Genomic DNA, 12,424 nt, shown 5'->3' with positions numbered 1-12,424 from the left:
ATGAGCCAGACCGACACGGCACCCACGGTCTCCGGCCAACGTTGCACCACGCTGGCCGTGGTCACGGGCACATCACGTGGCCTGGGCGCAGCCCTGGCGCACCAGTTGCTGGGGCCGGATGCCTGTGTCATCGCCCTGGCCCGCCAAGACAACCCGGCCCTGGCCGGGCAGGCCCGCAGCACAGGTGCCCGGTTGCACCAATTGACCGGCGACCTCTCCGATCCCGTGCAGCTCCAGCGGCTCTGCAATGAAATGATCGCTGCCTTGCCGAGGAAGGCCGAGCGGATGCTGCTGATCAACAATGCCGGCACCGTCGCTCCCATCGTACCGGTCGAGGCCTTGCAGGCAGAAGCGATCCATCAGGCCAGCCAGGCCATGCAGCTCAATATCGTCGCGCCCATGGCGCTGACAGCCGCCTTCCTGCAAGCCAGCGCCGGACGCAGCCAGGATCGCCGTGTACTCAATATTTCATCGGGTGCCGGACGCAACCCCATGGCAGGCTGGGCCACCTACTGCACCACCAAGGCAGCGCTCGACATGTATACCCGCGTCCTCAAGCAGGAGCAGGCCACATTGGGTGCCCAGGGCGCGCGCGTCGTAGCCCTGGCACCGGGCGTGGTCGATACCGGCATGCAGGGTGAGATCCGTGCGGCTGACCCGGCAGCATTTCCCGCGCTGGCACGGTTCCAGGCATTACACACCGATGGCCAGCTCAGTGCCCCTGAACATGTCGCCGAGCGCATCCTGATTTACCTGGCACGTGCCGACTTCGGCCAGACCGAGATCGACGACATCCGCAACTACGACTGAGCCGCACAGCCAGCAGGCTATTTTTCTTTTGCACTCTTACGCATTCCTTCGATTACCATGACCCAAGCTGCCTCCCCTTCCGATAGCACTGCCCTGGACGAGAACCGTCTGATCGCCGAACGCCGCGCCAAACTGGGCAAACTGCGCGAAGCCGGCAATCCCTATCCCAACGATTTCGTCCCGGCCGATCACGCCGCCGACCTGCACGCCCGCTACGACGAAGTCGAAGCGGAAACCCTTGAAGCGCAGCAGACACCGGCCCGCGTTGCCGGCCGCATGATGCTCAAGCGCATCATGGGCAAGGCCAGCTTCGCCACCCTGCAGGATGGCAGCGGTCGCATCCAGATCTACCTGGATCGCAATGCGCTGGGAGAGGAATCCTATGCCGCATTCAAGCAATGGGATATCGGCGATATCCTGGGCATCGAAGGTACAGTCTTCAAGACCAAGAAAGGCGAATTGTCGATCCACGCCAGCGCCATCCGCCTGCTGAGCAAGTCGCTGCGTCCCCTGCCCGACAAGTTCCACGGTGTAGCCGACCAGGAGCTGCGCTATCGACAGCGCTATGTCGACCTGGTCATGACCGATGCCACGCGTCAAACGTTCCGCGCACGCAGCAATGCCATCAGCAGCATTCGCCGTCACATGATCGACCATGGTTTCCTCGAGGTCGAGACACCCATGCTGCACCCCATCCCTGGCGGGGCGGCTGCCAAGCCATTTATCACGCACCACAATGCACTGGACATGGAAATGTTCCTGCGCATTGCACCCGAGCTGTACCTCAAGCGACTGATCGTCGGGGGCTTTGAGCGGGTCTTCGAAGTCAACCGCAACTTCCGCAACGAAGGCGTCAGCCCCCGGCACAATCCTGAATTCACCATGATGGAGTTCTACGCCGCGTACGCAGACTATCGTTGGCTGATGGATTTCACCGAATCCCTGATCCGCCAGGCAGCCATCGACGCCTCTGGCACCGCCACACTGACCTACCAGGAGCGCACGCTGGATCTTTCCCTGCCGTTCGATCGCCTGACTATCGTCGAGGCGATTCTCAAGTACGAGCCGTCCTTCACGGCGGCCCAGCTCGACGACGAAGCCTTCCTGCGCACCGAACTCAAGAAGCGTGGCGCAGACGTCAACGGCCCGCAACTGGCCCGCGCCGGCAAGGGTGCGCTGCAACTGGCCCTGTTCGAAGAAACGGCAGAATCGCAACTGTGGCACCCGACGTTCATCATCGACTACCCTGTCGAGGTCTCGCCACTGGCGCGTGCCTCGGACACACAGCCGGGCATTACGGAGCGCTTCGAACTGTTCATTACCGGTCGCGAAATTGCCAATGGTTTCTCGGAACTGAACGATCCCGAAGACCAGGCAGACCGGTTCCGCAAACAGGTCGAAGCCAAGGATGCCGGCGATGAGGAAGCCATGTATTTCGATGCCGACTATATCCGCGCGCTGGAATATGGCATGCCGCCGACCGGTGGCTGCGGGATCGGCATTGATCGCCTGGTCATGCTGCTGACAGATAGCCCCAGTATTCGCGACGTCATTCTTTTCCCGCATCTGCGCCGCGAAGACTGATAATAGTACGGGTACTAAAATACCCAGAAAAAATCCCCTGCCATTCGGTCAGCTGACCAATGGGCAGGGGATTTCTCATTTATGCAAATACCTTTGCACATTCCGAATATCCAAACAAACGCTGTAATGTTTAATGAAACCTGGCGTTCAATTAATAAGAACGCTGATTTATTTCATTTAATAACAACATCAGATCACAGCGATCGAAAAATCCGATCAGGCATTCGTACCGCCTACCGTCAAACCCTCCATGCGCACGGTCGGCATCCCGACTCCCACGGGGACACTCTGGCCTTCCTTGCCGCAGGTTCCCACCCCGGAATCAAGCTGCATGTCATGTCCGATCATACTGATCCGGTTCATCGCATCGGGTCCATTGCCAATCAACGTTGCGCCCTTGACCGGATAGGTAATGCGCCCATTTTCGATGCGATAGGCTTCTGAGGCCGAAAACACGAATTTGCCACTGGTGATATCCACCTGTCCGCCACCGAAATTGACGGCATACAAACCATCACGCACAGAAGCAATGATTTCGGCCGGATCATGCTGTCCAGCCAGCATATAGGTATTGGTCATGCGCGGCATCGGCAGATGCGCAAACGACTCGCGCCGGCCATTGCCTGTCGGTGCCGTTTTCATGAGGCGTGCATTCAGGCTGTCCTGCATGTACCCCTTGAGGATGCCATCCTCGATCAACACGGTCCGTTGCGTCGCATGACCTTCGTCGTCGATATTGAGCGACCCGCGCCGCCCCTCGAGCGTGCCATCATCGACCACGGTCACGCCTGGCGAGGCCACGCGCTGTCCGATCTGGCCTGAAAAAATGCTGGACCCCTTGCGGTTGAAGTCGCCCTCGAGACCATGCCCTACCGCCTCGTGCAGCAGGATACCCGGCCAGCCTGAGCCCAGCACGACGGTCATCTCCCCGGCAGGAGCAGGTCGGGCCTCGAGATTGACGCCAGCCTCGTGGACTGCGCGTTCCACGTAGCTGCGCAGAATGTCGTCGGTGAAATACGAGAGATCTGTACGTCCGCCCCCCCCTGCAGTCCCGATTTCACGACGCCCCTGGGACTCCAGGATAACGGTCAGCGACAGGCGCACCAGCGGCCGCACATCGGCTGCCAGTCGGCCATCGCTGCCCGCAACCATGATCACGTCGTACTCGGCTCCAAGGCTTGCCATGACCTGAATGACGCGTGGATCGCTCCGTCGTGCCATGGCCTCGACCCGTTCCAGCAGGGCGACCTTGTCAGGTGCCGGCAGAGAAGCCAGGGGATCGAGGGCGGGATACAGGACATGCTGCGCGGCATCATGGTCTGCCGGCGCAATTCTCACTCTGCCCTGACCTCTGCCTCCGATCCCTTTGACGGCCCTGGCAGCAGACAGCAATGCTGCCGGATCCAGCGTTTCCGAATAGGCAAAAGCCGTGCGATCACCGCTGAGTGCGCGTACTCCGACACCCTGGTCGATGGCAAAGCTTCCCGTCTTGACGATGCCCTCTTCCAGGCTCCAGCTTTCACTGCGCGTATATTGAAAATACAGATCCGCATAATCGACCCGACGGTTGAAGATTTCCGCCAGCGCACGGGCCATATCGTTTTCGGAAAGTCCCCAGGGATCGAGCAACAGGGACTTGGCAATAGTCAGGGAATTTTCAGCAATATTCATTCGTCGCAAACTGGCAGAGTAAGGATGTTGTATCGGACGTCAGCAGGAAAACAGGCAATCGAGCTTACAGACAAGCTCTATTTCGAACTGCTCCTGCCATAATTTTTTTCAATTTATCGGATTTTAACGAATACTAAACCGCATATTTATACGTATATAATCGGGATTCCGTCATATTGGCGGCAAACCATAACAAGCTACGCTGAAATCAAGGGCATTCTGCCCCCACCTCCCAGGCAAGCATTAAGGAAAATTAAAAAATGGCTCGAAGCGACTACGCAGCTCAACAGGCCCGTATCGAACGGGAAATCCAGAAACTGCAGAAACAGGCCGACGCGCTGCTGCAGAAACAACGCAAGCCAATCGTCCAATCGATTATTCGCACCATTTCAGAATACGGTATTACCCAGGAAGAACTGGCCCCCGCATTCGAAAAGGCCGCCCGCCGCAGCGCAGTCAAGAGCACCGACAGCACCGGCACCAAGAAAGCCGCAGCACCTCGTGCCAAGCGCACTGTAGAACCCAAGTATCGTCATCCTGAAACAGGCGACACCTGGACGGGCCGTGGCAAGGCACCGCGCTGGATTACCGCTGCCGAGGCAGAAGGCAAGCAGCGCGATAGTTTCCTGATACAGAAATAATTCTACTCTGTGTCACCTGGGTTCCCGGTATTCGATGGTTCTAACCTCACCATTGTTACCGGGAAAACCATCAAATACCGCACTCACCATATACGGCATCACACTCGCCAGAGCCTCGTCCTGAGACCAGATCACCGCTGTAGACCGATAGACCTCTTGATCCGCATGCGAGCGGTCACGAATGCTGACCGTCAGGTGGTTACGCTGTGCAATTACTTCCACAGGCACCCAGTCAGGACCATAGCCCCACGGGCCGTATCCCCAGCCCCAGTAGCGGGGGCCATAAAAACCACCATAGAAAAATGGATCCGGCACTGCCTGACGCACCGTACGCGGCTGGCTTTCCGAGCCGTAATCAAGTGCAACCACGAAACGGCCCTGCGCATTTTGCGCCTCGACCAGCCCGGTCGCACCAATGGCGGCTCGTACCATGTCCTGATAGGCCTGCACTTCCAGCCCACTGCCCTCGCCAGCCGCAAACTGCCAAGTCTGCCCTTCCACACCGGATGGCCATTGCTCGAAAGTCGTAACACGTGCGGACAGCGTAGAGGCGCATCCGGCCAGGGCCAGTGCCCCTACCAGCAGAAACAGGCTGCGCATGGGGCCAAACCACCTATTGATCCATTCCATCATTCACGCTCCATCCAAATTGCCACACCATGTGCATAAGACCGTCATGGTCACGGAAAGTTTCCTGTCCGACGGGTCCCGTCCTGCGCCAAACCACTACAATAGCGCAGTCTTGGGAGACGGTTATCATTCTGCCTTCACAACGAGCGCAACCCGACTCCCCTGACAATCATATCCAGAATATCCAGAATTTCACCCGTACCGGCATGACGCCGGCCCTACCGTACTGGCAGGACAACCATGCAGACCGATTCAGCCATCACGATCCATCGCAGCGATTACCGCCCCTATCCGTTCCGCATCGAAACCGTTCAGTTGGCATTCGATCTCGATCCCGCCGGCACGCGGGTCCGCAATACGCTGCGACTGCAACGTGTACCTGGCACCCCTGCCAATACTTTGCTGGTGCTGGACGGCGAAGATATCGAACTGCTGGGCCTGTCCCTCGATGGCCAGCCCGTAGAGGCGGCCCGCTATCGGCTTGACGCGCGCACGTTGTCCGTAGCAGGACTGCCGGAAAGCTGCACTTTGACGATCGACAGTCTGTGCCGCCCCGACGCCAACACCAAGCTCATGGGATTGTATGTATCGGGGGAATCCCTGTTCACACAGTGCGAAGCCGAAGGCTTCCGGCGCATAACCTGGTTCCCTGACCGGCCCGACGTCATGTCACGCTACCAGGTCACATTGCGTGCCGACAAGAATGCCTACCCGGTGATGCTGTCCAATGGCAACCTGATCAGCAGCACAGAGCTGCCCGATAGCCGTCATGAGACCGTCTGGGAAGACCCATTTCCCAAACCCAGCTACCTCTTCGCGTTGGTGGCCGGGCGGTTCGCCTGCCGCCAGAAGACGACCCATACCGCCTCGGGCCGTGAGGTGCTGCTGCAGGTCTACAGCGACCCCGGCTCCGAGGCACAGACCGAATGGGCGCTGGACTCTCTCGAGCGTGCACTGCGCTGGGATGAGCAACGCTTTGGCCTGGAACTCGATCTGGATCGCTTCATGGTGGTCGCCACGCGCGACTTCAACATGGGGGCCATGGAAAACAAGGGCCTCAACATTTTCAATGCTGCCTATGTCCTGGCACACCCCGACTCGGCTACAGATGCCAACTACGAAGCCATCGAGTCGGTCATCGGCCACGAATACTTCCACAACTGGACCGGCAACCGCGTGACCTGCCGCGACTGGTTTCAGCTCAGCCTGAAAGAAGGCCTGACCGTGTTCCGCGATCAGGAATTCACGGCTGACATGATGGCAGAGGCGTTACAGCGTCGCGAGGAAGACGCGGCAGCCGGCTCGTCTGCCGCACTGGCCCAGTTGCGTGCAGCCCAGGCCAGTGCGCGGGCCGTCAAACGCATCGACGATGTCATTGCCTTGCGCGCCGCACAATTCCCCGAAGACGCCGGCCCGATGGCACATCCCATTCGCCCCGAGAGCTACCAGGAAATCGGCAACTTCTACACGGCCACCGTTTATGAAAAAGGTGCCGAAGTCATTCGTATGCAGCATCGGCTGCTGGGCGAAGCAGGCTTCCGGCAAGGCATGGACGATTACTTCGCCCGCTTCGACGGCCAGGCCGTGACCTGCGACGACTTCGTCGACACCATGGAAGCCGTCTACACTCGCCAGCACCCCGGCCAGGATTTTTCGATTTTTCGACGCTGGTATGCCCAGGCGGGCACACCTCGTGTCAAGGTCACCCTGGCGCATGACAGCGCCACACAGCGCTGCACCATCACCCTGCAGCAACGCTGCGACAAGGTGGGGGTTGAAACGCAGCGCGGTGCCGACTACGTCAAGCACCCATTTCACATTCCGTTTGCACTGGGACTGCTGGCCCCCGACGGCACGCCGTTGCCGCTCTCCCTGAATGGCGAGCAATCCGACACGGTCCTGCTCGAACTGCGCGAAGAACAGGCGCAATGGCATTTCGACAGTATCGCGCAACGCCCCGTTCCTTCCTTGCTGCGGGATTTCTCGGCACCGGTCATCGTGGAATACGACTGGACTGACGAAGAACTGGCCCTGCTGTCCGAACACGACCCGGATGCTTTTGCACGCTGGGAAGCGGGTCAGGAACTGGCAGCCCGCGAGATCTTGCGCCATGCCCGCGACATGGATCTGGACGAGCCGGTCACGCTGAGCGCCTCGCTGGTTCGTGCCTGGGCTACGCTGCTGCATACCCCGGCACTGGATCCTGCCTACCGGGCCCGGGCGCTGGCCCTGCCACTCGAGAAAACCCTGCTCGAACGCATGCGACCCATGCATCCAGGCCGGCTGGCAGCAGCCCGTCTGGCCGTGCGCGCCGAACTCGGCCGTCAACTGGGCAGCCTGTGGCTGCAGACCTATCACGAAAACATGACGCCTGGTGCCTACTCGCCCGATCCGCTCTCGACAGGACGACGTTCTCTCAAAAATCTGGCACTGAGCTACCTCTGCGCCCCTCGCAAGCAAGATGGACTGAGTCTGGCCCAGCAACAGTTCCAGAAAGCCGGCAACATGACCGACTCACTGGCCGCCCTGGCCTGCCTGGTCAACGATGCAGATACGATCGTCGCCCAGAATGCCCTGGGTGATTTCTATACCCGCTGGCATCATGACCCACTGGTGGTCGACAAATGGTTCGCTGTACAGGCCGCCAGTTGCAACAGCACGGTCGCCCTGGTTCGCAAGCTGACCCAGCATCCTGCGTTCACGCTGCTGACCCCCAACCGGGTACGGGCCCTGGTCTTCCAGTTCTGCATGAACAACGCACTCAATTTCCATACCGAAGAAGGTGCCGGCTATGCCTTCTGGGCCGAGCAGATGCTGCTGCTGGACCCGGTCAATCCCGAAATTGCCGCTCGTCTGGCGCGTGTATTCGATCGCTGGTCGCTGCACGCCCCGGAGCTGCGTGAAAAGATGCTGGCTGCCCTGGAACTGATCGCCGCAGAGCCATCGCTGTCGCGCAACACGTCCGAAATCATTCAAAAATCCCTGAATCTTGGCGCTCTGGAGGCCAAATGAAGTACAAGACCCTGACCCATTATCTGGTCGAGCAACAGCGCGAGCACCAGTCCATCGATCCTGAACTGCGCCTGCTGCTGGAGATCGTGGCACGTGCCTGCAAGTCCATTGGTCACGCCGTCGGCAAGGGTGCGCTGGGAGGCGTACTCGGCAGTCTGGGCAGCGAAAACGTGCAGGGCGAGATCCAGAAAAAGCTCGATGTGCTGTCCAACGACATTCTGCTCGAAGCCAATGAGTGGGGCGGCCATCTGGCAGGCATGGCATCGGAAGAGATGACCACCATCCACCGCATTCCCAATCGCTATCCCAAGGGCGAATACCTGCTGCTGTTCGATCCGCTCGATGGCTCCTCGAACATTGACGTCAACGTCTCGATCGGTACGATTTTCTCGGTTCTGAAGGCCCCGGCTGGAGCCGAGGGGCGCGATATCGAAGAAGCCGATTTCCTGCAGCCCGGCAGCCGCCAAGTGGCCGCCGGCTATGCCATCTACGGTCCGCAGACCATGCTGGTACTTACCACGGGCAACGGCGTGGCCAGCTTCACGCTGGATCGGGAAATGGGTGCCTGGTGCCTGACGGGCGAAAACATCCGCATCCCGGAAGACACCAAGGAATTCGCCATCAACATGTCCAACATGCGCCACTGGGCTCCCGAGATGCGTCGCTACATCGAGGACTGCCTGGCTGGCCAGGATGGCCCGCTCGGCAAGAACTACAACATGCGCTGGATCGCCTCGATGGTATCGGACGTGCATCGCATCATGAATCGCGGCGGCGTCTTCATGTACCCCTGGGATGCCCGTGAACCCGAGAAAGCCGGCAAACTGCGCCTGATGTACGAAGCCAACCCGATGAGCATGCTGATCGAGCAGGCCGGCGGTGCCTCGATTGACGGCACGCAACGCATCCTGGACATCCAGCCCGAAGCATTGCATCAACGCGTCAGCGTGATGCTGGGTTCGAAGAACGAAATCGCCCGCATCGCCGAATACCACCAGCAGTAAAAAAACGGGGCGTGACCAATAGCGGCACGCCCCGTTTCAACCGTTCAGCCAGGCATTACGCCATCGTGAAAATGGTGGCTCCGGTCGTCTGGCGCGCGGCCAGCGCCGTCTGGGCCGCGGCCGCCTGGGCCAGCGGATAGCGCTGGCCGATCTGGACGTCGATCCGGCCGTTCTGTACCAGATCGAACAATTCGGTTGCTGCGGCATCCAGCGCACCTGGCTCTGCCACATACGTACCCAATGTAGGACGGGTCACGTACAGGGAACCCTTCTGCGCCAGCACGCCCAGATTGACCCCGGTCACGGCACCCGAAGCGTTGCCGAAACTGACCAACAGCCCACGCGGCTTGAGCGAATCGAGCGATGCTTCCCAGGTCGCCTGGCCTACGCCGTCATAAACAACCGGCACTTTCTTGCCCTCGGTCAGTTCCAACACGCGCTGGGCGACGTTTTCGCGCGAATAGTCGATGGTTTCCCAGGCCCCGTGGGCACGCGCCAATGCCGCTTTTTCGGGACTGGAAACGGTACCGATCAGTTTCACGCCCAGTGCTCGCGCCCACTGGCAGGCAAACAGGCCCACGCCTCCGGCAGCAGCATGGAACAGGATGGTTTCCCCTTCCTGCACCCGGTAGGTCTGGCGCAGCAGGTACTGCACTGTCAGCCCCTTGAGCATCATCGCAGCGGCCTGCTCGAAGGAAATGCCCTCGGGCAGCTTGACCAACTGGTGCGCCGGCACGTTGCGCAGCTCGGCATAACCGCCCAGCGGGCTCTGGCCATAGGCCACCCGGTCACCTGGCTTGAAATGGGTCACCGTGCTGCCCACCGCCTCGACCACGCCCGCCCCCTCGAAACCCAGCCCATGCGGCAGTGGATGCTGGTAGAGGCCGTCACGGAAATAGATGTCGATAAAGTTGAGACCGGCGGCATGCTGGCGTACCGTCACCTCGTCGGGGCCGGGGGCCGGCACCTGGACATCGGTCCACTCAAGCACTTCCGGGCCGCCATGGCGGCGGATCAGGATGGCCTTGGCTGTCTGACTCATATCTTGCTCCTTGCTGAAGTTGTATTCGTATCGGGGGATGGCGTGCGCACACGCGTCAGCACATACGTGCCCATGATAACCAGAACCGTCCCCCCCAGATGCCACAGGGTCAGCGGTTCATCCAGCCACCACGCCGCCATGAACAGCAGTGAAATCGGCCCCAGCATGCCCAGTTGGGCCGACATGGCGGCACCGATGCGTTCGACCGACCACATGATCATGAACACCGGCAGCACGGTATTGAGCGTGGCATGAATCAGCGACCAGCCATAGACGCCGGCAGGCTGCGCCAGCAGGACGCCGGCATCATGCACGATGAAGAACTGCAACAGCACCACCACGCATGACGTGCACATGGCATAGGCAACCAGCCGCGTGGAACCGACGCGCTTGATCAGTTCGCCCGCACCGATCAGGTAGCAGGCATAGCTGAATGCAGCCCCCAGCACGCAGAGCGATCCCAGCATGACCTGCTCGCCCCCGAAGCGGATATCCTGCACAAATACCAGCAGGACCCCTGCATAGGCCAGGGCCATCGCGACCCACTGCGCACGCGCAATCGGCCGCTTGAGCCAGAAGGCCGTCATCAGCAGCACGAAGGTCGGAGACAGGAAAAGGATCGCCCGCTCCAGACCGGCACTGACATATTGCAGGCCAATGAAATCCAGAAAGCTCGACAGGTAATAACCGATCAGCCCCAGCAGCACGATGCGCAGTTTTTCCTGTCGTGTCAGCGGTGGCACGCCATTGCGGCGGGCACGGCGAGTTTCGTGCCAGGCGATGACAGCGAAAAACGGCAGTGCAAAAAGCATGCGAAAGGCGATCAGCGTAACTGGATCGATACCGTAGCGGTAGGTGAATTTGACTGCAATGGCCTTGCCTGCAAACAGCACCGAACCCAGCGCCGCCAGCAGGAAGCCGATGGTGCGATTGGACATGCCCCCACCCGGTAATCTGCAAAGGTAGAATAGCCGCTCATTCTAGAGGATTAATTCGTGCAGAGCGATTCACTCATCACCCATCAGCGAGCCCTCGCCTACATCCACGTCGCCGCAGTGCTGTTCGGCCTGACCGGCGTCTTCGGCGAAGTCATCCAGGCCGGTGCCGTCGTCATCACGCTGGGGCGCGCACTCTTTGCCGTGGTATCGCTGGGCCTGATGGCACGTCTTCAGGGTCGCCCCATTCTGCGCGAGATGAATCGCCGCCGCTATCTGACACTGCTTGGCTCGGGTGCCCTGCTGGCTGTGCACTGGGTCACTTTCTTCGTCTCGGTCAAGGTCGGCGGAATTGCCGTCGCCACGCTTGGCTTTGCCAGCTTCCCGGCCTTCATCACACTGTGCGAGGCTTTGTTCTTCAAGGAACGCATCGGCCTGCTGGAATGGCTGCTGCTCGGACTGGTCAGCCTTGGACTGGTCCTGGTCACGCCTTCCTTCGACTTTGCCGACGAAGGCACCATCGGACTGGTCTGGGGGCTGCTGTCCGGCCTGTCGTTCGCACTGCTGGCCATCAGCAACCGCTACGCGGCACGCGGCATCGATCCGTTGCAAGTCTCTTTCTGGCAGAACATCGCCGTCGCCCTGTGCGCACTGCCGTTCTCGCTCGGTGCCATCGGTGCGGTCTCGCCTTCCGACTGGTTCTGGCTGGCCCTGCTGGGTGTGTTCTGCACCGGGCTGTCGCATTTTCTGTTCGTGTCGAGCCTGGCCCGGCTCAATGCCCGCACGGCGGGTCTGGTGATTGCCCTGGAGCCGGTCTATGCGATTGCCTTTGCCTGGGCACTCTTTGCGCAGCAACCGAGCGCCCGGATGATGATCGGTGCCTTGCTGATCATTGCGGCATCGGTCATCTCGAGCCGACGCAAAAGCGGCTGAACTGCCTCACGATAAGGCATAATCAACGCATCACTATGGTGCGTTTGCACCCAAACAGCGATTCCATGCCGCCACCTGCACTGTGCGGTGGCCCGCATCGTTCCATGCACTGACCCAGCGCGTCAGCCACTGGCACAAGGCCTCATCCACGATTTTGCTGTT

10 protein-coding genes are annotated in these 12,424 nt (G+C 60.2%); 6 read left to right on the top strand and 4 right to left on the bottom strand.

Features of this window, described 5'->3' with window-relative positions; all coding sequences use genetic code 11:
* Together DD235_RS01885 and lysS are read left to right on the top strand one after the other, a co-directional pair.
* The gene (locus tag DD235_RS01885; RefSeq protein WP_109060354.1) at positions 1–810 is read left to right on the top strand and encodes an SDR family oxidoreductase; all 810 of its coding nucleotides are present in this window, start codon (positions 1–3) and stop codon (positions 808–810) included.
* A gap of 57 nt (positions 811–867) precedes the next feature.
* On the top strand, positions 868–2,394 hold the full coding sequence (gene lysS / locus DD235_RS01880; protein ID WP_109060353.1) for a lysine--tRNA ligase: 1,527 nt from the start codon (positions 868–870) through the stop codon (positions 2,392–2,394).
* 216 nt (positions 2,395–2,610) lie between these two features.
* Here lysS and tldD read toward each other — a convergent pair whose 3' ends face one another.
* Positions 2,611–4,065, bottom strand: coding sequence for a metalloprotease TldD (tldD, locus tag DD235_RS01875; RefSeq protein ID WP_162300387.1), 1,455 nt, complete (start codon positions 4,063–4,065; stop codon positions 2,611–2,613).
* Positions 4,066–4,325: 260 nt separating this feature from the next.
* On the opposite strand from tldD, the gene DD235_RS01870 reads away from it, so the two are divergent.
* Positions 4,326–4,706, top strand: coding sequence for an H-NS histone family protein (locus DD235_RS01870; RefSeq protein ID WP_109060351.1), 381 nt, complete (start codon positions 4,326–4,328; stop codon positions 4,704–4,706).
* 12 nt (positions 4,707–4,718) lie between these two features.
* On the opposite strand, the gene DD235_RS01865 is transcribed toward DD235_RS01870, so the two are convergent.
* Complete coding sequence (locus DD235_RS01865; RefSeq protein ID WP_109060350.1) at positions 4,719–5,339, bottom strand: DUF4136 domain-containing protein; 621 nt, start codon at positions 5,337–5,339, stop codon at positions 4,719–4,721.
* Between the two features lie 237 nt (positions 5,340–5,576).
* Between DD235_RS01865 and pepN the strand changes: the two genes are divergently transcribed.
* Positions 5,577–8,348 (top strand): aminopeptidase N, encoded by a 2,772-nt coding sequence (gene pepN, locus DD235_RS01860; RefSeq protein ID WP_109060349.1) that lies wholly within the window; start codon positions 5,577–5,579, stop codon positions 8,346–8,348.
* Positions 8,345–9,352, top strand: a complete 1,008-nt coding sequence (locus tag DD235_RS01855) for a class 1 fructose-bisphosphatase (RefSeq protein WP_109060348.1) — start codon at positions 8,345–8,347, stop codon at positions 9,350–9,352. Before pepN ends, DD235_RS01855 begins: the two co-directional genes overlap by 4 nt.
* Before the next feature lie 55 nt (positions 9,353–9,407).
* On the opposite strand, the gene DD235_RS01850 is transcribed toward DD235_RS01855, so the two are convergent.
* A complete protein-coding gene (locus tag DD235_RS01850; RefSeq protein ID WP_109060347.1) occupies positions 9,408–10,394 on the bottom strand; it encodes a quinone oxidoreductase family protein in 987 nt (328 codons plus the stop codon).
* Positions 10,391–11,332 (bottom strand): DMT family transporter, encoded by a 942-nt coding sequence (locus DD235_RS01845; protein WP_109060346.1) that lies wholly within the window; start codon positions 11,330–11,332, stop codon positions 10,391–10,393. Before DD235_RS01845 ends, DD235_RS01850 begins: the two co-directional genes overlap by 4 nt.
* Before the next feature lie 75 nt (positions 11,333–11,407).
* Between DD235_RS01845 and DD235_RS01840 the strand changes: the two genes are divergently transcribed.
* The gene (locus DD235_RS01840; protein ID WP_109060966.1) at positions 11,408–12,262 is read left to right on the top strand and encodes a DMT family transporter; all 855 of its coding nucleotides are present in this window, start codon (positions 11,408–11,410) and stop codon (positions 12,260–12,262) included.
* Positions 12,263–12,424: the final 162 nt, after the last annotated feature.

It is taken from the genome of Corticimicrobacter populi (genome assembly GCF_003123725.1).
Taxonomy (GTDB): Bacteria; Pseudomonadota; Gammaproteobacteria; order Burkholderiales; family Burkholderiaceae_B; genus Corticimicrobacter; species Corticimicrobacter populi.
Note: the sequence above shows the minus strand (reverse complement) of the source record. Positions and strands in the feature narration are given on the sequence as shown.